The 20,860-nt window shown below is 68.3% G+C and carries 33 protein-coding genes and 1 pseudogene; 31 read left to right on the top strand and 3 right to left on the bottom strand.

Translation table 11 applies throughout. The features are described from left to right. Positions 1-2: 2 nt before the first annotated feature. The 29 genes and pseudogenes from rplD to rplQ form a co-directional block, all read left to right on the top strand. Positions 3-641 (top strand): annotated as a pseudogene (gene rplD / locus ASG95_RS16485) (50S ribosomal protein L4); the annotation flags it as partial. Between the two features lie 185 nt (positions 642-826). Next, on the top strand, positions 827-1,132 hold the full coding sequence (gene rplW, locus ASG95_RS16480) for a 50S ribosomal protein L23 (protein WP_056923998.1): 306 nt from the start codon (positions 827-829) through the stop codon (positions 1,130-1,132). Positions 1,133-1,167: 35 nt separating this feature from the next. Beyond that, on the top strand, positions 1,168-2,004 hold the full coding sequence (gene rplB / locus ASG95_RS16475; protein ID WP_056923997.1) for a 50S ribosomal protein L2: 837 nt from the start codon (positions 1,168-1,170) through the stop codon (positions 2,002-2,004). An 18-nt stretch (positions 2,005-2,022) separates the two neighbouring features. Then, positions 2,023-2,304, top strand: a complete 282-nt coding sequence (rpsS, locus tag ASG95_RS16470; protein WP_056923996.1) for a 30S ribosomal protein S19 — start codon at positions 2,023-2,025, stop codon at positions 2,302-2,304. A 32-nt stretch (positions 2,305-2,336) separates the two neighbouring features. Continuing rightward, positions 2,337-2,705 (top strand): 50S ribosomal protein L22, encoded by a 369-nt coding sequence (gene rplV / locus ASG95_RS16465; protein ID WP_056924255.1) that lies wholly within the window; start codon positions 2,337-2,339, stop codon positions 2,703-2,705. Then, positions 2,705-3,523, top strand: coding sequence for a 30S ribosomal protein S3 (gene rpsC / locus ASG95_RS16460; RefSeq protein ID WP_056923995.1), 819 nt, complete (start codon positions 2,705-2,707; stop codon positions 3,521-3,523). Before rplV ends, rpsC begins: the two co-directional genes overlap by 1 nt. 1 nt (position 3,524) lies before the next feature. Continuing rightward, on the top strand, positions 3,525-3,944 hold the full coding sequence (gene rplP, locus ASG95_RS16455; protein WP_056883301.1) for a 50S ribosomal protein L16: 420 nt from the start codon (positions 3,525-3,527) through the stop codon (positions 3,942-3,944). Continuing rightward, the gene (gene rpmC, locus ASG95_RS16450) at positions 3,944-4,198 is read left to right on the top strand and encodes a 50S ribosomal protein L29 (protein WP_056923994.1); all 255 of its coding nucleotides are present in this window, start codon (positions 3,944-3,946) and stop codon (positions 4,196-4,198) included. The genes rplP and rpmC overlap by 1 nt, the downstream gene beginning before the upstream one ends. Beyond that, entirely contained in the window at positions 4,195-4,485 is a 291-nt protein-coding gene (gene rpsQ / locus ASG95_RS16445; RefSeq protein ID WP_056923993.1) for a 30S ribosomal protein S17, read from the top strand. Before rpmC ends, rpsQ begins: the two co-directional genes overlap by 4 nt. Positions 4,486-4,585: 100 nt before the next feature. Next, a complete protein-coding gene (gene rplN, locus ASG95_RS16440; RefSeq protein WP_056923992.1) occupies positions 4,586-4,954 on the top strand; it encodes a 50S ribosomal protein L14 in 369 nt (122 codons plus the stop codon). Between the two features lie 3 nt (positions 4,955-4,957). Further along, positions 4,958-5,317: a 50S ribosomal protein L24 gene (gene rplX, locus ASG95_RS16435; RefSeq protein WP_056923991.1), complete on the top strand. Its 360-nt coding sequence runs from the start codon at positions 4,958-4,960 to the stop codon at positions 5,315-5,317. Positions 5,318-5,322: 5 nt separating this feature from the next. Beyond that, entirely contained in the window at positions 5,323-5,922 is a 600-nt protein-coding gene (gene rplE, locus ASG95_RS16430; RefSeq protein WP_056923990.1) for a 50S ribosomal protein L5, read from the top strand. A 1-nt stretch (position 5,923) separates the two neighbouring features. Next, a complete protein-coding gene (locus ASG95_RS16425) occupies positions 5,924-6,109 on the top strand; it encodes a type Z 30S ribosomal protein S14 (protein WP_035902511.1) in 186 nt (61 codons plus the stop codon). 78 nt (positions 6,110-6,187) lie between these two features. Further along, on the top strand, positions 6,188-6,586 hold the full coding sequence (gene rpsH, locus ASG95_RS16420; RefSeq protein WP_056923989.1) for a 30S ribosomal protein S8: 399 nt from the start codon (positions 6,188-6,190) through the stop codon (positions 6,584-6,586). Positions 6,587-6,597: 11 nt separating this feature from the next. Then, positions 6,598-7,134 carry a 50S ribosomal protein L6 gene (rplF, locus tag ASG95_RS16415; RefSeq protein WP_056923988.1) on the top strand — a complete coding sequence of 179 codons (537 nt, stop codon included), beginning with the start codon at positions 6,598-6,600 and terminating at the stop codon, positions 7,132-7,134. Positions 7,135-7,137: 3 nt separating this feature from the next. Further along, the gene (gene rplR / locus ASG95_RS16410; RefSeq protein ID WP_056923987.1) at positions 7,138-7,512 is read left to right on the top strand and encodes a 50S ribosomal protein L18; all 375 of its coding nucleotides are present in this window, start codon (positions 7,138-7,140) and stop codon (positions 7,510-7,512) included. A gap of 40 nt (positions 7,513-7,552) precedes the next feature. After that, complete coding sequence (gene rpsE, locus ASG95_RS16405) at positions 7,553-8,209, top strand: 30S ribosomal protein S5 (protein ID WP_056923986.1); 657 nt, start codon at positions 7,553-7,555, stop codon at positions 8,207-8,209. Further along, positions 8,206-8,388 carry a 50S ribosomal protein L30 gene (rpmD, locus tag ASG95_RS16400; protein ID WP_056924254.1) on the top strand — a complete coding sequence of 61 codons (183 nt, stop codon included), beginning with the start codon at positions 8,206-8,208 and terminating at the stop codon, positions 8,386-8,388. Before rpsE ends, rpmD begins: the two co-directional genes overlap by 4 nt. Positions 8,389-8,390: 2 nt before the next feature. Then, on the top strand, positions 8,391-8,876 hold the full coding sequence (rplO, locus tag ASG95_RS16395) for a 50S ribosomal protein L15 (RefSeq protein WP_057378149.1): 486 nt from the start codon (positions 8,391-8,393) through the stop codon (positions 8,874-8,876). A gap of 159 nt (positions 8,877-9,035) precedes the next feature. Next, positions 9,036-10,349 carry a preprotein translocase subunit SecY gene (gene secY, locus ASG95_RS16390; protein WP_056923984.1) on the top strand — a complete coding sequence of 438 codons (1,314 nt, stop codon included), beginning with the start codon at positions 9,036-9,038 and terminating at the stop codon, positions 10,347-10,349. Continuing rightward, a complete protein-coding gene (locus ASG95_RS16385) occupies positions 10,349-10,924 on the top strand; it encodes an adenylate kinase (protein WP_057378148.1) in 576 nt (191 codons plus the stop codon). The genes secY and ASG95_RS16385 overlap by 1 nt, the downstream gene beginning before the upstream one ends. Continuing rightward, a complete protein-coding gene (gene map, locus ASG95_RS16380) occupies positions 10,924-11,766 on the top strand; it encodes a type I methionyl aminopeptidase (protein ID WP_057378147.1) in 843 nt (280 codons plus the stop codon). The genes ASG95_RS16385 and map overlap by 1 nt, the downstream gene beginning before the upstream one ends. A 263-nt stretch (positions 11,767-12,029) precedes the next feature. Continuing rightward, the gene (gene infA / locus ASG95_RS16375) at positions 12,030-12,251 is read left to right on the top strand and encodes a translation initiation factor IF-1 (RefSeq protein ID WP_006946284.1); all 222 of its coding nucleotides are present in this window, start codon (positions 12,030-12,032) and stop codon (positions 12,249-12,251) included. A gap of 76 nt (positions 12,252-12,327) precedes the next feature. After that, complete coding sequence (gene rpmJ, locus ASG95_RS16370; protein WP_010148647.1) at positions 12,328-12,441, top strand: 50S ribosomal protein L36; 114 nt, start codon at positions 12,328-12,330, stop codon at positions 12,439-12,441. A 236-nt stretch (positions 12,442-12,677) separates the two neighbouring features. Then, entirely contained in the window at positions 12,678-13,055 is a 378-nt protein-coding gene (gene rpsM / locus ASG95_RS16365) for a 30S ribosomal protein S13 (protein ID WP_056923981.1), read from the top strand. Continuing rightward, on the top strand, positions 13,055-13,459 hold the full coding sequence (rpsK, locus tag ASG95_RS16360; protein ID WP_057378146.1) for a 30S ribosomal protein S11: 405 nt from the start codon (positions 13,055-13,057) through the stop codon (positions 13,457-13,459). Before rpsM ends, rpsK begins: the two co-directional genes overlap by 1 nt. A 35-nt stretch (positions 13,460-13,494) precedes the next feature. Continuing rightward, complete coding sequence (gene rpsD, locus ASG95_RS16355; RefSeq protein WP_056923979.1) at positions 13,495-14,103, top strand: 30S ribosomal protein S4; 609 nt, start codon at positions 13,495-13,497, stop codon at positions 14,101-14,103. A gap of 151 nt (positions 14,104-14,254) precedes the next feature. After that, positions 14,255-15,289: a DNA-directed RNA polymerase subunit alpha gene (locus tag ASG95_RS16350; protein ID WP_056923978.1), complete on the top strand. Its 1,035-nt coding sequence runs from the start codon at positions 14,255-14,257 to the stop codon at positions 15,287-15,289. Between the two features lie 69 nt (positions 15,290-15,358). Then, positions 15,359-16,096, top strand: coding sequence for a 50S ribosomal protein L17 (rplQ, locus tag ASG95_RS16345; protein WP_056923977.1), 738 nt, complete (start codon positions 15,359-15,361; stop codon positions 16,094-16,096). 280 nt (positions 16,097-16,376) lie between these two features. Here the strand turns inward: rplQ and ASG95_RS16340 are convergent, their stop codons facing one another. Then, positions 16,377-17,570 (bottom strand): MFS transporter, encoded by a 1,194-nt coding sequence (locus ASG95_RS16340; RefSeq protein ID WP_235543945.1) that lies wholly within the window; start codon positions 17,568-17,570, stop codon positions 16,377-16,379. Between the two features lie 64 nt (positions 17,571-17,634). Between ASG95_RS16340 and truA the strand changes: the two genes are divergently transcribed. Then, on the top strand, positions 17,635-18,516 hold the full coding sequence (gene truA / locus ASG95_RS16335; protein WP_057378145.1) for a tRNA pseudouridine(38-40) synthase TruA: 882 nt from the start codon (positions 17,635-17,637) through the stop codon (positions 18,514-18,516). Here the strand turns inward: truA and ASG95_RS16330 are convergent. Next, positions 18,513-19,052, bottom strand: a complete 540-nt coding sequence (locus tag ASG95_RS16330) for a cupin domain-containing protein (protein ID WP_162259413.1) — start codon at positions 19,050-19,052, stop codon at positions 18,513-18,515. The genes truA and ASG95_RS16330 overlap by 4 nt on opposite strands. Before the next feature lie 104 nt (positions 19,053-19,156). Between ASG95_RS16330 and ASG95_RS16325 the strand changes: the two genes are divergently transcribed. Next, positions 19,157-19,810, top strand: a complete 654-nt coding sequence (locus ASG95_RS16325) for a TetR/AcrR family transcriptional regulator (protein ID WP_057378143.1) — start codon at positions 19,157-19,159, stop codon at positions 19,808-19,810. Between the two features lie 30 nt (positions 19,811-19,840). Here the strand turns inward: ASG95_RS16325 and ASG95_RS16320 are convergent, their stop codons facing one another. Continuing rightward, a complete protein-coding gene (locus ASG95_RS16320) occupies positions 19,841-20,707 on the bottom strand; it encodes a hypothetical protein (protein ID WP_157582190.1) in 867 nt (288 codons plus the stop codon). Between the last annotated feature and the right edge of the window lie 153 nt (positions 20,708-20,860).

Below are 20,860 nucleotides of genomic sequence, written 5' to 3'. Positions count from 1 at the left end.
ACATGGCTACCAAGACTGTCGTTGCCGACCTGCCCGCCGAGATCTTCGACGTCCAGGTCAACGTCCCGCTGATCCACCAGGTCGTCGTGGCCCAGCTGGCCGCTGCGCGTCAGGGCACGCACTCCACCAAGACCCGCGGCGAAGTCCGCGGTGGTGGCCGCAAGCCCTACCGCCAGAAGGGCACCGGCCGCGCCCGTCAGGGCTCGACCCGCGCCCCGCAGTTCGCCGGTGGTGGCGTCGTCCACGGCCCGCAGCCGCGTGACTACGCCCAGCGGACCCCCAAGAAGATGAAGGCCGCCGCCCTGCGTGGCGCCCTCTCCGACCGGGCCCGCCACGACCGCGTGCACGTCGTCGAGTCGCTGGTGACGGGCTCCGCCCCGTCCACCAAGGACGCGCTCGCCCTGCTCGCCGGCCTGACCGACCGTCCCAACCTGCTCGTGGTGCTCGACCGCAGCGACCTGGTGTCGCTGAAGTCGGTGCGCAACCTCGAGGGCGTGCACGTGCTCGCCGCCGACCAGCTCAACACGTACGACGTGCTGTGCTCGGACGACGTCGTCTTCACCAAGGCCGCCCTGGAGGCTTTCGTCACCAAGGCGCAGCCCGTGGGTGGCGTCGAGGTCACGATCGTCGACGAGACGGACGAGACCGCCACGGCCGAGCAGGCTGCGAAGGCAGACAAGCCCGCCAAGGCCACCAAGACCGCCGCGAAGGCCGAGAAGCCCGCCAAGGCTGAGAAGGCCGAGAAGGCTGACAAGGCTGACAAGCCCGCGAAGGCCGCGAAGACGGCCAAGGCCGCCAAGGCCAGCGCGGACGAGGAGGAGACCAAGTGAGCACCCTCGCTGCAGGCAAGGACCCGCGCGACATCCTGATCGCACCGGTCGTTTCCGAGAAGTCGTACTCGCTGCTCGACCAGGGCAAGTACACCTTCATCGTCGACCCGCGGGCGAACAAGACGGAGATCAAGATCGCCGTCGAGCGCGTCTTCAACGTCAAGGTTGACTCCGTCCACACCCTCAACCGTGTCGGCAAGACCCGCCGCACCCGGTTCGGCATCGGCAAGCGCAAGGACACCAAGCGTGCGATCGTCACCCTCCGCGAGGGCTCGATCGACATCTTCGGTGCCGGCGCCTGACGGAATCGCTGAAGAGACGTAAGGGATTACGAACAATGGGTATCCGCAAGTACAAGCCGACCACGCCTGGCCGCCGAGGCTCCAGCGTCGCCGACTTCGTCGAGGTCACACGCTCCACGCCTGAGAAGTCGCTGGTGCGCCCCCTCACGAAGTCCGGTGGCCGCAACAGCAACGGCCGCATCACCACCCGTCACATCGGTGGTGGACACAAGCGCGCCTACCGCGTCATCGACTTCCGTCGCCATGACAAGGACGGTGTGCCGGCCAAGGTCGCTCACATCGAGTACGACCCCAACCGCACGGCGCGCATCGCGCTGCTGCACTACGCCGACGGTGAGAAGCGCTACATCCTGGCCCCCAAGGGCCTCGAGCAGGGCGCCAACATCGAGAACGGCCCCTCGGCCGACATCAAGCCCGGCAACAGCCTGCCGCTGCGCAACATCCCGACCGGTACGGTCATCCACGCCGTCGAGCTCAAGCCCGGTGGCGGCGCGAAGATCGCCCGTTCGGCTGGTGTGCGCGTGCAGCTCGTCGCCAAGGACGGCCCCTACGCCCAGCTGCGCATGCCGTCCGGTGAGATCCGCAACGTCGACCTGCGCTGCCGCGCCACGGTCGGCGAGGTGGGCAACGCCGAGCAGTCCAACATCAACTGGGGCAAGGCCGGCCGCATGCGGTGGAAGGGCAAGCGCCCGACCGTCCGTGGTGTCGCCATGAACCCGGTCGACCACCCGCACGGTGGTGGTGAGGGCAAGACGTCCGGTGGACGTCACCCCGTCAGCCCGTGGGGTCAGGCCGAGGGCCGCACCCGTCGCCCCGGCAAGCCGAGCGACAAGATGATCGTTCGCCGCCGCCGTACTGGCAAGAAGCGCTGAGAAGGAGCCTGAGAAACCATGCCTCGTAGCTTGAAGAAGGGCCCTTTCATCGACGGCCACCTTCAGAAGAAGGTCGACGTCCAGAACGAAGCGGGCACCAAGAACGTCATCAAGACCTGGTCACGTCGTTCGGTCGTGAGCCCGGACATGCTGGGTCACACCCTCGCCGTGCACGACGGCCGCAAGCACGTCCCGGTGTTCGTCACCGAGTCGATGGTCGGCCACAAGCTCGGTGAGTTCGCGCCGACCCGCACGTTCAAGGGTCACGTGAAGGATGACAAGAAGGGGCGGCGTCGCTGATGGCTGCCTCCACCGACAACAAGGACAACGTGATGGAAGCCAAGGCGAGCGGACGCAACATCCGCGTCACGCCCCAGAAGGCGCGCCGCATCGTGGACCTGATCCGCGGGAAGCAGGCCGTCGAGGCGATTGCCGTGCTGCGGTTCGCCCCGCAGTCCGCGTCCGACCCGGTCCAGAAGGTGCTCGAGAGCGCCATCGCCAACGCTCGGGTCAAGGCTGACAAGGCCTCCGAGGCCTTCGACGAGCGCGACCTGGTCATAAGCGCCGCTTTCGTCGACGAGGGTCCGACCATGAAGCGATTCCGTCCGCGGGCCCAGGGCCGCGCGGCGCGCATCAACAAGCGGACCAGCCACATCACCGTGGTCGTCACGCCGAAGACCACCAAGGGAGGCACCCGCTAATGGGTCAGAAGGTCAACCCGCACGGCTTCCGCCTCGGTATCACCACCGAGCACAAGAGCCGCTGGTTCGCTGACTCCACCAAGGAGGGTCAGCGGTACCGCGACTACGTCAAGGAAGACGTCGCCATCCGCAAGCTCATGTCCGAGGGCATGGAGCGGGCCGGCATCTCCCGCGTCGAGATCGAGCGCACCCGTGACCGCGTCCGTGTGGACATCCACACCGCGCGTCCCGGCATCGTGATCGGTCGCCGCGGCGCCGAGGCCGACCGCATCCGCGGCGAGCTCGAGAAGCTCACCGGCAAGCAGGTCCAGCTGAACATCCTCGAGGTCAAGAACCCCGAGGTCGACAGCCAGCTCGTCGCGCAGGGCATCGCCGAGCAGCTCTCTGCTCGCGTCTCGTTCCGTCGCGCGATGCGCAAGGGCATGCAGTCCGCCACCCGCGCCGGCGCCAAGGGCATCCGTGTCCAGGTGTCCGGTCGCCTCGGCGGCGCCGAGATGTCTCGCACCGAGTTCTACCGCGAGGGTCGCGTCCCGCTGCACACCCTGCGTGCGCAGATCGACTACGGCTTCTACGAGGCCCGCACCACCTTCGGTCGCATCGGCGTCAAGGTGTGGATCTACAAGGGTGACGTCACCGCTCGTGAGCTGGCCCAGCAGCAGGCTGCTGCGCCGCGCCCGAGCCGTGGCCCCCGTCGTGACGGCGCCGACCGTCCGGCCCGCGCTCGTCGCGAGCGTCCGGAGGCCGCCGCCACCGAGACCGCTGCTGAGGCTCCCGCCGTCGAGGCGACCGCAGCCAGCACTGAGGGAGAGCAGTCCTGACATGTTGATTCCTCGTCGAGTCAAGCACCGCAAGCAGCACCACCCGGGTCGCTCGGGCGCTGCGAAGGGTGGCACCAAGATCGCGTTCGGCGACTACGGCATCCAGGCCCTCGAGCCCGCCTACGTCACCAACCGTCAGATCGAGTCCGCTCGTATTGCGATGACGCGTTACATGAAGCGTGGTGGAAAGGTGTGGATCAACATCTACCCCGACCGCCCGCTGACCAAGAAGCCCGCCGAGACCCGCATGGGTTCCGGTAAGGGCTCCCCCGAGTGGTGGATCGCCAACATCAAGCCTGGTCGCGTGATGTTCGAGGTGTCCGGTGTGTCCGAAGAGGTCGCCCGTGAGGCCATGCGTCTGGCGATGCACAAGCTCCCCATGAAGTGCCGCTTCGTTCGGCGTGAGGGTGGTGACATCTGATGGCAGTCGGATCCAAGGACCTGGTGTCGGAGAACCTGCGTGGTCTCGACGACGACCGTCTGGTCGACGAGCTCCGCAAGGCCAAGGAGGAGCTGTTCAACCTCCGTTTCCAGTCGGCCACCGGCCAGCTGGACAACCACGGCCGTCTGCGCGCCGTCCGCAAGGACATCGCCCGCATCTACACCGAGCTCCGTGAGCGTGAGCTGGGTATCGGGCAGAGCCCGAGTGCTTCGGCCAAGGAGGAGTCGGCATGACCAAGAACGTGAAGGATGAGGCCGTGACGGCGCAGGACCGCAACTACCGCAAGACCCGCCAGGGTTACGTGGTGAGCGACAAGATGGACAAGACCGTCGTGGTCGAGGTCGAGGACCGCGTGAAGCACGCGCTCTACGGCAAGGTCCTGCGGCGCTCGAGCAAGGTCAAGGCCCACGACGAGGACAACGCTGCCGGTATCGGCGACCGCGTCTCGATCATGGAGACCCGTCCCCTCTCGGCCACCAAGCGCTGGCGCGTGGTGGAGATCCTCGAGAAGGCCAAGTAAGCCACCTGCCGCCTCGGCAAGCCCATCTGTCATCAGACAGTCAAGTTCGGCCAGGCTCGCCCGCGAGGGTGAGAACCAGCACGACGAGTAGGAGTTAGAAGTGATCCAGCAGGAGTCGCGACTGCGCGTCGCCGACAACACTGGTGCAAAGGAAATCCTCTGCATCCGTGTCCTCGGTGGCTCGGGTCGTCGTTACGCCGGCATCGGTGACGTCATCGTCGCCGCAGTCAAGGACGCCATCCCTGGCGGCAACGTCAAGAAGGGCGACGTCGTCAAGGCTGTCATCGTGCGCACCACCAAGGAGCGCCGTCGCGGTGACGGGTCGTACATCAAGTTCGACGAGAACGCCGCCGTCATCCTCAAGGCCGACGGGGACCCCCGTGGCACCCGCATCTTCGGCCCGGTGGGCCGCGAGCTGCGTGAGAAGAAGTTCATGAAGATCATCTCGTTGGCGCCGGAGGTGCTCTGACCCATGGCTGACAAGAAGAAGATGAAGATCAAGAAGGGTGACACCGTCAAGGTGCTCACCGGCAAGGACCGCAACAGCATCGGCAAGGTCATCGCCGTCTACCCCGAGACCGAGCGCGTGCTCGTCGAGGGCGTCAACCGCGTGACCCGCCACACCAAGGCCGGCCAGACCGCTCGCGGCAGCCGCACCGGTGGCCTGGTCGTCCAGGAAGCTGCGATCCACGTCAGCAACGTCGCGGTCGTCGACCCGGACGACAAGAAGGTCGGCACCCGGATCAAGACCCGCGTCGAGACCGTCGAGCGCAACGGCCGCACCAAGACCGTCCGCACCCGTGTCGCGGTGCGCTCGGGCAAGGACCTGTGAGAGACATGACCGAAACCGCAATCACCTCAAGCAAGCCCCAGACCGAAGTTTCCGCAGCGGTGACGCCGCGCCTGAAGCAGCGCTACGCGGACGAGATCAAGGGCCAGCTGTTCACGCAGTTCGGCTACGAGAACGTCATGCAGGTGCCCGGCGTGGTCAAGGTCGTCGTCAACATGGGTGTTGGTGACGCCGCCAAGGACGCCAAGCTCATCGAGGGCGCGATCAAGGACCTCTCGGCCATCACCGGCCAGAAGCCCCTGGTCACCAAGGCCCGCAAGTCCATCGCGCAGTTCAAGCTGCGCGAGGGCATGCCGATCGGTGCGCACACCACGCTGCGCGGCGACCGGATGTGGGAGTTCCTCGACCGCCTCGTGTCGGTGGGCCTGCCCCGTATCCGTGACTTCCGCGGCCTGTCGCCCAAGCAGTTCGACGGCAAGGGCAACTACACCTTCGGCCTCACGGAGCAGTCGATGTTCCACGAGATCGACCAGGACCGGATCGACCGCGTGCGTGGCATGGACATCACCGTCGTGACGACCGCCACCAACGACGACGAGGGCCGCGCACTGCTCAAGGCGCTCGGCTTCCCCTTCAAGGAGAACTGACATGGCGAAGACCGCCCTGGTCAACAAGGCCAACAAGAAGCCGAAGTTCAAGGTGCGTGGCTACACCCGTTGCCAGCGCTGCGGCCGACCGCACTCGGTCTACCGCAAGTTCGGGCTCTGCCGCATCTGCCTTCGCGAGATGGCACACCGCGGCGAGCTGCCCGGCGTCACCAAGAGCTCCTGGTAATACCCACCGATTTCATCCTTACATCGCAGGTCGCTGCAGACGCAGTGAAACCACGGTGAGAGAGGGCCGGAGAAGCCCATGACCATGACTGACCCGATTGCGGACATGTTGACCCGCGTCCGGAACGCCAACTCGGCGCACCACGACGCAGTCTCCATGCCGTTTTCCAAGCTGAAGTCCCACATCGCCGAGATCCTCCAGGCCGAGGGCTACATCGCCTCCTGGAAGGTCGAGGACGCCGAGGTCGGCAAGACGCTGACCATCGAGCTGAAGTACGGCCCCAACCGCGAGCGTTCCATCGCTGGCGTGCGCCGTGTCTCCAAGCCCGGTCTGCGTGTCTACGCCAAGTCGACGAACCTGCCCAAGGTTCTCGGCGGTCTCGGCGTGGCGATCCTTTCCACCTCGTCTGGTCTCCTCACGGACCGCCAGGCCAAAGCCAAGGGCGTGGGCGGGGAAGTCCTCGCCTACGTCTGGTAAGGGGATTCGACATGTCGCGTATCGGACGACTCCCAGTTGCCATCCCGAGCGGTGTCGAGGTCACCATCGACGGCCAGTCCGTCACGGTGAAGGGCCCCAAGGGCCAGCTCAGCCACGTCGTGGCCGAGCCGATCACGGTCGAGAAGGGCGACGCTGACCTCGAGGTCAAGCGCCCCAACGACGAGCGCCAGTCCCGTGCCCTGCACGGCCTGACCCGCTCGCTCATCAACAACATGGTGCTCGGTGTGACCGAGGGCTATGAGAAGAAGCTGGAGATCCACGGCACGGGTTACCGCGTGGCCAACAAGGGCGGCGACCTCGAGTTCGCGCTCGGCTACAGCCACTCGATCACCGTCAAGGCCCCCGAGGGCATCTCCTTCGCCGTCGAGAACCCGACCCGCTTCGCGGTCCAGGGCATCGACAAGCAGCTCGTTGGCGAGGTTGCTGCGAACATCCGCAAGCTGCGCAAGCCCGACCCGTACAAGGGCAAGGGCGTTCGCTATGCGGGCGAGCAGATCCGTCGCAAGGTCGGAAAGGCCGGTAAGTAAGCCATGGCAATGATCGTCAAGCGCGCCAAGGGCAAGTCCGCTGCACGCGGCCGTCGCCACCTGCGCCTGCGCAAGAAGGTGACTGGTACGACTGTGCGTCCGCGCCTGGTCGTGTCACGCTCCTCGCGCCACGTCTTCGTGCAGATCGTCGACGACACCATCGGCAAGACCGTGGCGTCGGCCTCCACCATGGAGGCGGACCTGCGCTCGTTCGAGGGTGACAAGACCGCCAAGGCCCGCAAGGTGGGCGAGCTGCTCGCCGAGCGCGCCAAGAGCGCCGGTGTCGAGGCCGTCGTGTTCGACCGTGGTGGCAACAAGTACCACGGCCGCGTCGCGGCCATCGCCGAGGGCGCCCGCGAGGGTGGACTGGCCCTGTGAGCACCGTGACCGAAACTGTTATTGAGATGAGGAACATCTGATGCCCGGACCCCAGCGTCGAGGCACTGGTGCCGCTGCTGGCGGCGACGCAGCTCGTGGTGAGCGCGGCGACCGCCGCGGTGGCCGCGACAACCGTCGTGACGGCGGCCGCGACCAGGCCGAGAAGAGCGCCTACGTCGAGCGCGTCGTGACCATCAACCGCGTGTCCAAGGTCGTCAAGGGTGGTCGTCGCTTCAGCTTCACCGCCCTCGTGGTCGTGGGCGACGGCGACGGAACCGTCGGCGTCGGCTACGGCAAGGCCAAGGAAGTTCCCGCGGCGATCGCCAAGGGTGTCGAGGAGGCCAAGAAGGAGTTCTTCAAGGTCCCGCGCATCCAGGGCACCATCCCGCACCCCGTCCAGGGTGAGGCCGCTGCCGGTGTCGTCATGCTCCGCCCCGCCGCTCCCGGTACCGGTGTCATCGCCGGTGGTCCGGTGCGCGCGGTGCTCGAGTGCGCCGGCATCCACGACGTGCTGAGCAAGTCGCTCGGCTCGGACAACGCCATCAACGTCGTCCACGCGACCGTCGCGGCCCTCCGGGGTCTCGAGCGTCCGGAGGAAGTGGCTGCCCGCCGCGGCCTCCCGGTCGACCAGGTCGCCCCGGCCGCCATGCTGCGCGCCCAGGCTGCCGGTCGCGAAGCTGCGAAGGCAGGTGCCTGATGCGTCTCAAGGTGACCCAGACCCGTTCCGAGATCGGTGGCAAGCAGAACCAGCGTGACACGCTGCGCAGCCTCGGTCTGAAGCGCATTGGCGACGTCGTCGTCAAGGAGGACCGTCCCGAGATCCGCGGGATGGTCAAGACAGTGACCCACCTGGTCGCTGTCGAGGAGGTTGACTGACCATGGCAGAGAAGAAGGCCGCCAAGGCCGCTGCCGCTCCTGAGGGCACGGCCCTCAAGGTGCACCACCTGCGTCCCGCCCCGGGTGCCAAGACCGCCAAGACCCGCGTGGGTCGCGGTGAGGGCTCCAAGGGCAAGACCGCCGGTCGCGGCACCAAGGGCACCAAGGCCCGCTACCAGGTCCCGGAGCGCTTCGAGGGTGGCGCCATGCCGCTCCACATGCGTCTCCCGAAGCTGCGTGGCTTCAAGAACCCGTTCCGCGTGGAGTACCAGGTCGTCAACCTGGACAAGCTGTCCGCCCTGTTCCCCGAGGGTGGCGATGTGACCATCGCCGACCTCGTGGCCAAGGGTGCGGTCCGCGACAACTCCCCGGTCAAGGTTCTCGGCACCGGCGAGATCACCGTCAAGGTCAACGTGACCGCTGACAAGTTCTCGGCGACCGCCAAGGAGAAGATCGAAGCCGCTGGCGGCTCGGTCACCTCCGCCTGACCACGCCAGAACGACAGGGTATGCCGCGGGCTCACCGCTGAGGTGAGCGCGCGGCATACCCCGTTTGCTGTCCCCAGCCGTCACCCGGGGTAGCCTTCGTAGGATTGCCTGACCATCATCATCGCGTGGCCCCACGGGCCCGCGTCACCAGGAGGACCTGTGCTCACCGCCTTCACCCGTGCGTTCAAGACGCCGGACCTGCGCAGGAAGCTGCTGTTCACCCTCGCGATCGTCGTCGTCTTCCGGCTCGGCTCGCACGTGCCCGTCCCCGGCGTGAGCTACACCGCCGTGCAGGCCTGCATCAAGGGTGCTGACGCGACCACCGGCGTGCTGGGTCTGGCCAACCTCTTCAGTGGTGGCGCCCTCCTGCAGCTGTCGATCTTCGCGCTCGGCATCATGCCGTACATCACGGCGAGCATCATCGTGCAGCTCCTCACCGTGGTCATCCCGCGGTTCGAGGCCCTCAAGAAGGAGGGCCAGCAGGGCCAGACGAAGATGACGCAGTACACCCGCTACCTGACCATCGGCCTGGCGGTCCTGCAGTCCTCCACCCTCATCACGTTCGCCCAGAACCCGTCCGCGCTGTTCGGCCCGAACTGCACGAGCATCCTGCCCGACGAGTCGATCCCGACCCTGGTCATCATGGTGCTCACGATGACCGCCGGCACCGGCGTCGTCATGTGGCTCGGTGAGCTGGTCACCGACAAGGGCATCGGCAACGGCATGTCGCTGCTGATCTTCACCTCGATCGCCAGCTCGTTCCCCAGCTCGCTCTGGGCGATCCAGCAGCAGGACGGCCGCTGGGACGTCTTCATCGGCGTCATCCTGCTCGGCTTCCTCATCATCGCCCTGGTCGTGTTCGTCGAGCAGAGCCAGCGCCGCATCCCGGTGCAGTACGCCAAGCGCCAGGTCGGCCGCCAGATGTACGGCGGGACCTCGACCTACATCCCGCTCAAGGTCAACATGGCCGGCGTCATCCCCGTGATCTTCGCCTCGTCGCTGCTCGCGCTGCCCTCTTTGCTGTCACAGTTCAACAGGTCCACCACCGGCGACCAGCCCGGCTGGGTGACCTGGATCGACGCGCACCTGGTGCGCGGCGACCACCCGATCTACATGGCGACCTACATCGCGCTGATCCTGTTCTTCACGTTCTTCTACGTGTCGATCACGTTCAACCCGGTGGAAGTGGCCGACAACATGAAGCGCTACGGAGGCTTCATCCCAGGTATCCGCGCCGGGCGACCCACGGCCGAGTACCTCGACTACGTGCTCACCCGCATCACCGTTCCAGGGGCCATCTACCTCGGCCTCGTCTCGCTGATCCCGCTCATCGCACTGAAGCTCGTCGGCGCCAACCAGAACTTCCCGTTCGGTGGCACCTCCATCCTGATCATCGTCGGCGTCGGCCTCGAGACGGTGAAGCAGATCGAGTCGCAGCTGCAGCAGCGGCACTACGAAGGGTTCCTTCGGTAATGCGTCTGATCATCCTGGGTCCGCCCGGTGCCGGTAAGGGCACGCAGGCGGCCAAGATCGCCGACACGTTCGGCATCCCGGCGATCTCGACCGGCGACATCTTCCGCGCCAACATCAAGAACGAGACCCCCCTCGGTCTGCAGGTCAAGGAGGTGCTCGCGTCCGGTGGCTACGTCACCGACGGGATCACCAACGCGATCGTGCGCGACCGGCTGTTCGAGGACGACGCCGAGCAGGGCTTCCTGCTCGACGGCTACCCGCGCACGGCCGCCCAGGTCGAGACGCTCGACGCGATCCTGGCCGAGCACGGCCACGCGCTCGGTGCCGTCCTGGAGCTGACCGTGGACGAAGAGGCCGTGGTCCAGCGGCTGCTCAAGCGGGCCGAGATCGAGGGACGCGAGGACGACACCGAAGAGGTCATCCGCGAGCGCCAGGCGATCTACCGTCGCGAGACCGCCCCGCTGACCGAGGTCTACTCCGCCCGCGGCCTGCTCGTGCAGGTCGACGGCATGGGGTCGGTCGACGACGTCTTCACCCGCATCTCCGAAGCCCTCGAAGGGGTTGCTCGATCCTGATGTTCGGCAGGTCCCGCATCGAGACCAAGACCCCCGACCAGATCCTGCGCATGCGCAAGGCTGGTCTGGTGGTCGGTCAGACCCTCCAGCTGATGGCCCAGACGGTCCGTCCGGGGATGACCACCAAGCAGCTCGACGAGCTGGCCGAGGAGCACATCCGTGGGTGTGGGGCGACACCGTCGTTCCTCGGCTACCACGGGTTCACCGGCTCGCTGTGCACGTCGGTCAACGACGAGGTCGTGCACGGCATCCCCGGCTCGCGGGTGCTGGCCGAAGGTGACCTCATCTCGATCGACTGCGGGGCCATCGTGGACGGCTGGCACGGCGACGCCGCGATCTCCGTCATCGTGGGCGGCCGCGACGCCGGGCGCCCCGAGGACCTCGCCCTGATCGACGCGACCGAGGACTCCATGTGGGCCGGCATCGCCGCGCTCACCGTGGGGGAGTCGCTGTATGCCGTGGGCGCCGGGGTCGAGGACAGCATCGTCGCCTCTGGCGAGCGCGACGGGCACGACTACGGGATCATCGAGGACTACGTCGGCCACGGCATCGGCACCGAGATGCACATGGACCCCCAGGTGCCGAACTACCGCGTCCGCGACCGCGGTCCCACGGTGCGTTCCGGCGTGACCGTGGCGATCGAGCCGATGGTGACCCTCGGCAGCGCCGAGACCACCGTGCTCGAGGACGACTGGACCGTCGTGACCACCGACAAGTCCAGGGCGGCCCACTGGGAGAACACCGTGGCCGTCACCGACGCCGGGCTGTGGGTGCTGACCGCCCTCGACGGCGGCAAGGAGCGGCTGGAAGCCGCCGGCGCGGCATACGCCCCCTTGGCCTGACCCCCTTGGCCTGACCCCCCTTGGCCTGACCCCCTTCCGCACGCTCCTTCCCCCCACTTCTGGCCACTGGTGCGGCACCTGAGGCCGCAATCGGCGTCCTGGTGCGCCATGAGTGGCCAGAAGTCGGGTGATTGGGGGGCCTGGAGCGCGATTTCGTGCTCAGGCAGTCCTGGCGTAGACTGATCTGTCGGTGCGCGACCTCGCGTGCCGTATTCGTGTGTGCGCCCCAGCCGGGGGCGCCACGACGACAGATTGTGGAGGATATGGCCAAGAAGGACGGTGTCATCGAGATCGAGGGCACGATCGTCGAGGCTCTCCCGAACGCAATGTTCCGGGTCGAGCTCACGAACGGTCACAAGGTTCTCGCTCACATCTCGGGCAAGATGCGTCAGCACTACATCCGGATCCTCCCCGAGGACCGCGTGGTGGTGGAGCTCAGCCCGTACGACCTGACCCGTGGCCGGATCGTCTTCCGCTACCGCTAGACGCACGACCAGCACCACCCGTTAGACCTGTCGGTCCGCCCGGAGCGACAGTGCCAGATCGACTGAAGCAGAGGCTATGAAGGTCCAGCCGAGCGTCAAGAAGATCTGCGACAAGTGCAAGGTGATCCGCCGTCACGGCCGGGTCATGGTGATCTGCGAGAACCTGCGCCACAAGCAGCGCCAGGGCTGACCAGCTCCACCTGAGGCCCGGGTTCGGGACTCGCCCAGCACGACTCGCATCTCTTCGAGAAGCGCAGACAAGTGAATCGACCGCAGTACCCGGCCCCTGAGAGCAGCGTCGTCGACGCAGCCCAGGACGTCACCCCCGGCCCGGAGGCCGAGGACCGGTGCCCCGAGGAAAGCTTCGGGAAGCAGCCCGGAACGGTACTGCTCCAGACCTCCGGTGAAACAAAGGAAACACACAAGATGGCACGTCTTGTTGGTGTGGATCTCCCGCGCGAGAAGCGCGTCGAGATCGCTCTCACCTACATCTTCGGAGTGGGTCGTACCCGCTCCCAGCAGGCCCTGGCCGCGACGGGTGTCAACCCGAACACGCGCGTCCGCGACCTGACCGACACCGAGCTGGTCGCCCTCCGCGACCACCTCGAGGCGAACGTCAAGATCGAGGGTGACCTCCGTCGCGAGATCGCCGCCGACATCCGCCGCAAGGTCGAGATCGGCTCCTACGAGGGTCTGCGCCACCGCCGTGGCCTGCCTGTGCGCGGTCAGCGCACCAAGACCAACGCGCGCACCCGCAAGGGCCCCAAGCGCACCGTCGCCGGCAAGAAGAAGGTTGGTAAGTAATGCCTCCCAAGGCTCGTACGGCCGGCGCCAAGAAGGTGCGCCGCAAGGAAAAGAAGAACATCGCCCACGGGCACGCTCACATCAAGAGCACCTTCAACAACACGATCATCTCGATCACGGACCCCACTGGTGCCGTCATCGCCTGGGCCTCTGCCGGCCAGGTGGGCTTCAAGGGTTCGCGCAAGTCCACCCCGTTCGCCGCTCAGATGGCCGCCGAGGCTGCTGCCCGTCGCGCGATGGAGCACGGCATGCGCAAGGTCGACGTCTTCGTCAAGGGCCCCGGCTCCGGTCGTGAGACCGCCATCCGTTCCCTGACCGCGACCGGCCTGGAGGTCGGCGCCATCAGCGACGTCACCCCCTCGCCGCACAACGGTGTCCGTCCGCCCAAGCGCCGTCGCGTCTGAGCCGTCGGTAAAGAACAGGGAGATAGAGAAAACTCATGGCTCGTTACACCGGCCCCATCACCAAGAAGTCGCGTCGCCTCAAGGTCGACCTCGTCGGCGGCGACAAGAACTTCGAGCTCCGTCCCTTCCCGCCCGGCCAGCACGGCCGTCGCCGGATGCAGGAGAAGGAGTACCTCACCCAGCTGCAGGAGAAGCAGAAGGCTCGCTTCACCTACGGCGTCATGGAGAAGCAGTTCCGCGGGTACTACCAGGAGGCCTCGCGCCGCTCTGGCAAGACCGGTGAGACCCTGCTGCAGATCCTCGAGTCCCGCCTGGACAACGTGGTCTACCGCGCCGGCCTGGCCCGCACCCGTCGTGCGGCTCGCCAGCTCGTCACGCACGGCCACTTCGAGGTCAACGGCGTGCGCGTGGACGTCCCGTCCTACCGCGTCGAGCAGTACGACATCATCACCGTTCGCAAGCAGTCCGTGAACACCTTCCCGATCGAGCTGGCTCGCCAGACCTTCGGCGAGCGCCCCACCCCGGCCTGGCTCCAGGTCGTCCCGGGCACGCTGCAGATCATGATCCACCAGCTCCCGGAGCGTGCGCAGATCGACACGATCCTCACGGAGCAGCTGATCGTCGAGCTCTACTCGAAGAACTGACAACGAGCTTCGGTATGCCGCGGGCGCGCTCGTGCGCGCGGCATACCGAAGCGTTGTGGTCCACGCCGCAGACAGAGGTGGCATGGACAGCCGGTCGGACCGGCACATCATCGGCGTCATATAGCGGTCGCCGAAGAGAAAGGAAACACCCGTGCTCATTGCACAGCGCCCCTCACTCAGCGAAGACGTCGTTGCGGACAACCGCAGCCGCTTCGTCATCGAGCCCCTCGAGCCCGGCTTCGGCTACACGCTCGGCAACTCCATGCGCCGCACGCTCCTCTCGAGCATCCCCGGCGCAGCCGTGACCAGCATCCGCATCGACGGCGTGCTGCATGAGTTCTCCACGATCCCCGGGGTCAAGGAGGACGTCACCGAGATCATCCTCAACATCAAGGGCCTGGTCGTCTCCTCGGAGCACGACGAGCCGGTCGTCATGTACCTGCGCAAGCAGGGTGCGGGCGCCGTCACCGCCGCGGACATCGCTCCGCCGGCCGGCGTCGAGGTGCACAACCCCGACCTGCACATCGCCACGCTCAACGGCAAGGGCAAGATCGAGATGGAGCTGACCGTCGAGCGCGGTCGCGGCTACGTCTCGGCCAACCAGAACAAGTCCGGTGACCAGGAGATCGGCCGCATCCCGGTCGACTCCATCTACTCGCCGGTGCTCGCCGTGACCTACAAGGTCGAGGCGACCCGTGTCGAGCAGCGCACCGACTTCGACAAGCTGATCGTCGACGTCGAGACCAAGAACTCGATGGCCCCCCGCGACGCCATGGCCTCCGCCGGCAAGACCCTGGTCGAGCTGTTCGGCCTGGCCCGCGAGCTCAACGTCGAGGCCGAGGGCATCGACATGGGCCCGTCGCCGACCGACGCCGCCCTGGCTGCCGACCTGGCGCTGCCGATCGAGGACCTCGACCTCACCGTCCGGTCCTACAACTGCCTCAAGCGCGAGGGCATCCACACCGTGGGTGAGCTCGTCGGACGCAGCGAGGCCGACCTGCTCGACATCCGCAACTTCGGTGCGAAGTCGATCGACGAGGTCAAGGCCAAGCTCGTCGGCATGGGCCTGGCCCTCAAGGACAGCCCGCCCGGGTTCGACCCGTCCGCCATCGCCGACAACTACGGCGACTACGACGACGACTTCGTTGACGACGGCCGCGCCCTGGCCGAAGACGAGCAGCTCTGACCAACCGCCGCTGACCAGTCGGCACCGTCCGCGGTGCCGGCAGGTCACACACCAAGGAGAACCTGAACCATGCCTACCCCCACCAAGGGTCCCCGTCTCGGCGGCGGTCCGGCTCACGAGCGCCTGATCCTGGCCAACCTGGCCAGCTCGCTGTTCGAGCACGACTCGATCACCACCACCGAGGCCAAGGCCAAGCGCCTGCGCCCGCTGGCCGAGCGTCTCGTGACGTTCGCCAAGCGCGGTGACCTCCACGCCCGTCGTCGCGTCCTGTCGGTCATCTCCGACAAGGGCGTCGTGCACCGTCTCTTCACCGAGATCGCGCCCGACATGGCCGAGCGCCCCGGCGGCTACACCCGCATCACCAAGATCGGCGCCCGCAAGGGTGACAACGCCCCCATGGCCGTGATCGAGCTCGTCCGCGAGCCGCTGGCCAAGAAGGCGACGGTCAAGGAGGCGGAGGCCGCCACCAAGCGTTCCGCCAAGCAGGCCGAGGCCAAGCAGGCTGCGGTCGAGACCAAGGCTGCGGAGGACGACGCCAAGGCCGAGGAGACCACCGAGGCGACTGAGTCCACCGAGGCGACCGAGACCGAGACCACCGAGGCTGCCGCCAAGGAGGTCCCGGCCGGTGCCATCGCCGCGAACGAGGACGGCTCGTCCCCCGACGCGGAGTACACCGTCAAGGGCAACGCCGACTCCGGCAAGTTCCACGAGCCCGACGGCCAGTGGTACGACCAGACCCACGCGGAGTTCTGGTTCAAGTCCGCCGCCGACGCCGAGGCCGCTGGCTTCGAGAAGGCCGGCGCCTGACCCAGGCAGCCACCCGGCACCGACGAGGGCCGCTCACCCCATGGGGTGAGCGGCCCTCGTCGTCGTACCCCCGCCCCGCCCCACCCCCGGACTTGTTGCCACTGGTGCCTCACGGGACGGCGGTTCCGGGGGTCTGGTGAGGTGCTGGTGGCAGGAAGTGGGGGTGGTGCCCGACTTGTTGCCACCTGTGCCTCACGGGACGGCGGTTCTGGGGGTGTGGTGAGGTGCTGGTGGCCAGAAGTGGGGGTGGTCTGCCACCTGCGGGTGGCGGGTGCGCGGGTCAGGTCTGCCGGGTCGCCGGCTCGGTGCGGAAGGCCCCGGCGAGGGGGAGGATGGCCAGGATCAGCACCATGGGTACGGCGAACCCCGGCCGTAGCGACTGCGACCCGACCACGCCGGTCAGGACCGCCCCCAGCAGCCCTCCCACGTAGTTGAACTGGTTGAACCGGGCGATCACCGCATCCACCCGCGCCCGTCGCGCCTCGGGGTCCAGCCCGCCACCGGCGACCACCGCGGCGGCGGAGAAGGACAACGGCGCGATCACGGCCACCGAGCCACCGAGGATGGTGAACCCGAGGACGGCGACCCACCACGACGGGGAGAAGACGATGACGGCCAGGGCCCCGCACGCCACGACCGCACCGCCGCGGAGCAGGGACACGGCCCCGACCCTGGCGACCGCGGCGTCACCGGCGAGCCGGGTGGCCAGGCTGGCGACGAGGTAGGGGAGGGTGGCGAGCGGGAGCAGCCAGTCGGGGGCGTCGTGGACCGACTTGAGGAAGACCGGCCCCCAGGTCGTCGCGGCGGTGTCGACCATGTAGAAGAGCACCATCGCGGCACCGAGCAGGAGGATCTTGCGCCACGGGACGTCCAGGCCGGGCGCAGTCGTCACCGGCGGGTCGGCGCTCGCGGGTAGGAGGGGGGCGGCCAGCAGGATGAGCGCCACGGCGCACAACGGCAGCAACCCGGCGAGCAGGCCGACCTGCGTCACCGCGATCGTGACGACGGTCGCAACGATCCCGCCCGCCGTCCAGGCGCCGTGGAACGACGGCAGGATGGTGCGGCCGTAGCGGTGCTCGACCGCCACCGCCTGCATGTTGGAGGCGGCGTCCACCACGCCGAGGCCCAGGCCGTAGAGAGCGAGCCCGCCCACGAAGACACCCCGCTGTGGCGCCCCGGCGACCGCGGCCAACCCGAGGGCCTGCAGGACGAACCCGACCCGCAACGTCGTGGCACTGCCCCGGCGGGTGGCGGCCAGCTCGGCCAGGGCCGACCCGGCGCCGGCCAACAGCACGACCATCAGCAGGAGCCCGGACACGAACAGCTCCGACAGGTCCCACCGGTCCTGGAACCTCGGCAGCCGGGTGGTCAGGGAGATGAACAGCAAGCCCTGGACGGCGAAGGCGGCGGCGACGGCCGCGCGGTGCCGGGCCAGCCCGGCAGCGGTCGGCGCCGCGGTGGTGGCGATCCTCACCCGCCCACTCTGGCAGACCGCCGGCCGGCATCGTCGGAGCCGTGCCCGTGGCTAGGCTGGCGGGATGGACGACGAGCAGGGCGTGGAGCCGACCGCGCCCCTGCGGATCCGCCTCGACCTCGGCTACGACGGCACCGACTTCTCCGGCTGGGCGGCCCAACCGGGTCTGCGCACCGTCGAGGGGGAGCTCTCGGCCGCCCTGACCACCCTGCTGCGCTCCAGCGAACCGGTGCGCCTCACCGTGGCGGGGCGCACCGACGCCGGCGTGCACGCCCGCGGACAGGTGGCTCACCTCGACGCAGACCCGTCGGCCTGGGCGGCCCTGCGCGGTCGGTCGGAGCGCTCCGCCGAGGCGGCGGCGCTGTCGCGACTGCGCGGCATACTCCCCGCAGACATCGGCGTGCGGGCGGTCGGCGTCGTGCCCGAGGGCTTCGACGCGCGGTTCTCGGCGCTGCAGCGCCGCTACCTCTACCGACTGTGCGACCGACCCGCGACGGCCGACCCGCTCCGGCGACGTGACACGGTCCTCACCAAGCGTGAGCTGGACGTCGAGGCCATGCACTCCGCGGCGCAGAAACTGTTGGGGCTGAACGACTTCGGCGCGTTCTGCAAGAAGCGGGACGGCGCCACCACGGTGCGCACGCTGCTCGACTACTCGTGGCGCAGGGCCGCGGACGGCACCCTCGAGGCGACCGTCGTGGCCGACGCGTTCTGCCACTCGATGGTGCGGTCGCTGGTCGGGGCGGTGCTGCCGGTCGGCGAGGGGCGTCGGTCGGTCGAGTGGCCCGCCGAGGTGATGCGCGCCGCCGTCAGAGACACCGGCGTCACCGTCATGCCACCCCACGGCCTGTCGCTGGAGGAGGTCACCTACCCCGACGACACCGGGCTGGCCTCCCGTGCGGACGAGGCGCGGGCCGTGCGCACCCTGGGCGAGCGGAGGGGCTAGGAGCCCTCGGGCAGGGGCGGTCCGACCACCTCGAGCCCGTACCGCGGGCCCACGACGTTCCACCGGGCGATCTCCTCAGGCATCGGGCGACCATCCGCTCCCGGCAGCCGGTGCTCGAGCGCAGGCAGCCCGACCTCGTCGTAGAGGTCGAACAGGTGCCCGGGGTCGGTGAGGCCCAGGAACCGGACCGGCCGGTCGCCGGTCACCCGGAAGGCGTGGGGCAGCATCGCCGGCAGCCAGATGAAGTCACCGGCCGCGAGGTGGAAGACCTCGTCCCCGGCGCGGTAGGTCATGGTGCCATCGAGGAGGTAGAAGGCCTCTGCCTCACGGGTGTGCCGGTGCAGCGGGGTGGCGATGCCGGGGGGCTGGGTCACGATCGCGACGCCGAGTCGCCCGCCCGACTCGTCAGCAGTGAGGAGGTGCTCGAACAACGAGCCCATCGCCCACGTCCCCCGTCCCGTGCCCGCCGGCCGGTGGACCACCCCGGGGCCATCGTCGGTGGTGGGAGTCGTGGCGGTCGTCCCGAGCTCGCTCATCTGACGCTCCTCGTGCTGCATCCGGGCCACGGCTCCCGACCCGTCGTCGGGCCAAGCCATTTCATCCGAATCATCTTCGGACGAATATTGCTAAGGTAGGCCCGATGACCAGGCCCGTCAAGACCCGCACCTACCGGTCGACGCTGCGCGCCGAGCAGGCACAGCGCACCCGGCTCGCCGTCCTGCGCGCAGCCAAGGACCTGTTGACCGAGCACGGCTACGAGGCGACGACCGTGGCGATGGTCGCGGCTGCGGCCGGCGTCTCGGTCGACACCGTCTACACCAGCGTGGGGCGCAAGCCCGAGCTGGCGGTCGCCGTGGTCGACATGGTGCTGGGTTCCAGCGACCAGCCGGTGCCCGCCCAGGAGCGCGACTACGTGCGGGCCGTGCAGGCCGCCCGCACCGGCCGGGACAAGCTCGCGGTGTATGCCGCGGCGTTGCGGACCCTCGTGCCGCGCACCGCCCCGCTGCTCGAGGCTCTGCGCAGGGCGGGGGAGTCCGACCCCGCCTCGGCCTCGGCCTGGGCGATGGTGATGGACCGCCGGGCCGCCAACATGCTGCTGCTGGCCGCCGACCTGCGCGCGACGGGCGACCTGCGGGCAGACCTCACCGACCACGAGGTGGCCGACCTGATCTGGTCGACCAACTCACCCGACTACTGGCTGCTGCTCCGCTCGCGCGGCTGGTCGGCCCAGCGCTACGCCGACCTGCTCGAGGACCTGTGGTGCCGCCTGCTCCTGGAGCCCGAGAGGCCCTGAGCCCCAGCGGAGGAAGTCCGGGGGGACCGGTCAGCCGGTGACGGCCGCGTAGCCGACCGAGTCGTGGATCGCCAGCCCCGCGAACGCGGGGGAGCCCGAGAACGCGTCCCGCACGAGCGCGAGCTGGGCGTCCATCTGCGCCAGCGTCATGCCGTGGAAGGTCTGCTTGACCTCCGTCGGGTCGGCGCCGAGGAAGTTCGTCTCCTGACCGACCCGCACCGGGCGGCCGAGCAGTGCGCCCGCGGCCAGCTCGGCCGAGGCGAGGGCGATCGTGCCGTCGGTCCCGTCGGCGGTGTTGCGGTAGGCCATCACGGTGACCGCGTCGGTGCGACGCATGATCTCGCGGTCCAGCGTGGAGCCGTTCGCGGCGATCTCGTCGAACCAGAACGGGATGTCCGCCTCGATCGGGGTTGCTGCGGCGGCGGCGCCGAGCGTGTCGAGGGTCGTGAGGTACTTCTTGATGACGGCCTTGCGGTTCTTCGTCCACGCGGGGGTCGTGTAGGGCTCGATGTCGACGTGGACCCCGGTGAACAGTCCGGTGGCGAGCGCCGGCTGGAGCCAGTTGGTGACCACCCACGTGGGGTTGTCGACCCAGCCCGGGTCGCCGCCGAGCGCGTCGACCCGCAGCCCCGCGGCGTCGGCCAGGGCGACGAGCTGCTGGAGCTCGGCGAGCTTCGGTGAGCCGTCCACGTGCGGGGGGACGGCGGCATACAGCTGACCGATGCCCCGAGCCGCGGCGAGGCTGACGACCGCCTGCGGGTCGGACGTGTCCCAGACCCACATGGCTCGCGCAGCGGCCGGCCGACCGGTGCGGTCCACCTCCGGGGCAGCCATCGCCTGGCCTGCCACCGTCACGCCGACGGCACCGACGATCGCCACGAGGGCGACCATAGCCATGAGGCGCAGGGGGGAGGCAGAGCGGGGCACGGGATGTCCTTTCGGGGTGAGGTTTCCATGGTCGGGGGTCTGGACCGGTGCTCCCTGCCAACTTTGACAAGCCTTTACCTTCGTCTAGTCCCTTCGTCCGGCGTTGGCCGCCAGACAACTGAG

It is taken from the genome of Phycicoccus sp. Soil803 (assembly GCF_001429685.1).
Taxonomy (GTDB): Bacteria; Actinomycetota; Actinomycetes; order Actinomycetales; family Dermatophilaceae; genus Pedococcus.
The sequence above is the reverse complement of the archived record's forward strand: the minus strand, read 5'-3'. Positions and strand labels throughout refer to the sequence as shown.

Coding starts and splice junctions, on each gene's coding strand:
- rplX (WP_056923991.1), top strand. CDS start 4,958: ATGGCTGACAAGAAGAAGATGAAGATCAAGAAGGGTGACACCGTCAAG.
- rpsS (WP_056923996.1), top strand. CDS start 2,023: ATGCCTCGTAGCTTGAAGAAGGGCCCTTTCATCGACGGCCACCTTCAG.
- infA (WP_006946284.1), top strand. CDS start 12,030: ATGGCCAAGAAGGACGGTGTCATCGAGATCGAGGGCACGATCGTCGAG.
- rpmJ (WP_010148647.1), top strand. CDS start 12,328: ATGAAGGTCCAGCCGAGCGTCAAGAAGATCTGCGACAAGTGCAAGGTG.
- rpsQ (WP_056923993.1), top strand. CDS start 4,195: ATGACCAAGAACGTGAAGGATGAGGCCGTGACGGCGCAGGACCGCAAC.
- rpsM (WP_056923981.1), top strand. CDS start 12,678: ATGGCACGTCTTGTTGGTGTGGATCTCCCGCGCGAGAAGCGCGTCGAG.
- ASG95_RS16320 (WP_157582190.1), bottom strand. CDS start 20,707: ATGGCTATGGTCGCCCTCGTGGCGATCGTCGGTGCCGTCGGCGTGACG.
- rpmC (WP_056923994.1), top strand. CDS start 3,944: ATGGCAGTCGGATCCAAGGACCTGGTGTCGGAGAACCTGCGTGGTCTC.
- rplV (WP_056924255.1), top strand. CDS start 2,337: ATGGAAGCCAAGGCGAGCGGACGCAACATCCGCGTCACGCCCCAGAAG.
- rplP (WP_056883301.1), top strand. CDS start 3,525: ATGTTGATTCCTCGTCGAGTCAAGCACCGCAAGCAGCACCACCCGGGT.
- rplO (WP_057378149.1), top strand. CDS start 8,391: ATGGCAGAGAAGAAGGCCGCCAAGGCCGCTGCCGCTCCTGAGGGCACG.
- ASG95_RS16385 (WP_057378148.1), top strand. CDS start 10,349: ATGCGTCTGATCATCCTGGGTCCGCCCGGTGCCGGTAAGGGCACGCAG.
- rplF (WP_056923988.1), top strand. CDS start 6,598: ATGTCGCGTATCGGACGACTCCCAGTTGCCATCCCGAGCGGTGTCGAG.
- rpsH (WP_056923989.1), top strand. CDS start 6,188: ATGACCATGACTGACCCGATTGCGGACATGTTGACCCGCGTCCGGAAC.
- rpsC (WP_056923995.1), top strand. CDS start 2,705: ATGGGTCAGAAGGTCAACCCGCACGGCTTCCGCCTCGGTATCACCACC.
- rpsK (WP_057378146.1), top strand. CDS start 13,055: ATGCCTCCCAAGGCTCGTACGGCCGGCGCCAAGAAGGTGCGCCGCAAG.
- ASG95_RS16425 (WP_035902511.1), top strand. CDS start 5,924: ATGGCGAAGACCGCCCTGGTCAACAAGGCCAACAAGAAGCCGAAGTTC.
- map (WP_057378147.1), top strand. CDS start 10,924: ATGTTCGGCAGGTCCCGCATCGAGACCAAGACCCCCGACCAGATCCTG.
- rplQ (WP_056923977.1), top strand. CDS start 15,359: ATGCCTACCCCCACCAAGGGTCCCCGTCTCGGCGGCGGTCCGGCTCAC.
- rpsD (WP_056923979.1), top strand. CDS start 13,495: ATGGCTCGTTACACCGGCCCCATCACCAAGAAGTCGCGTCGCCTCAAG.
- ASG95_RS16330 (WP_162259413.1), bottom strand. CDS start 19,052: ATGAGCGAGCTCGGGACGACCGCCACGACTCCCACCACCGACGATGGC.
- ASG95_RS16325 (WP_057378143.1), top strand. CDS start 19,157: ATGACCAGGCCCGTCAAGACCCGCACCTACCGGTCGACGCTGCGCGCC.
- rpsE (WP_056923986.1), top strand. CDS start 7,553: ATGCCCGGACCCCAGCGTCGAGGCACTGGTGCCGCTGCTGGCGGCGAC.
- rplE (WP_056923990.1), top strand. CDS start 5,323: ATGACCGAAACCGCAATCACCTCAAGCAAGCCCCAGACCGAAGTTTCC.
- rplR (WP_056923987.1), top strand. CDS start 7,138: ATGGCAATGATCGTCAAGCGCGCCAAGGGCAAGTCCGCTGCACGCGGC.
- rplB (WP_056923997.1), top strand. CDS start 1,168: ATGGGTATCCGCAAGTACAAGCCGACCACGCCTGGCCGCCGAGGCTCC.
- truA (WP_057378145.1), top strand. CDS start 17,635: ATGGACGACGAGCAGGGCGTGGAGCCGACCGCGCCCCTGCGGATCCGC.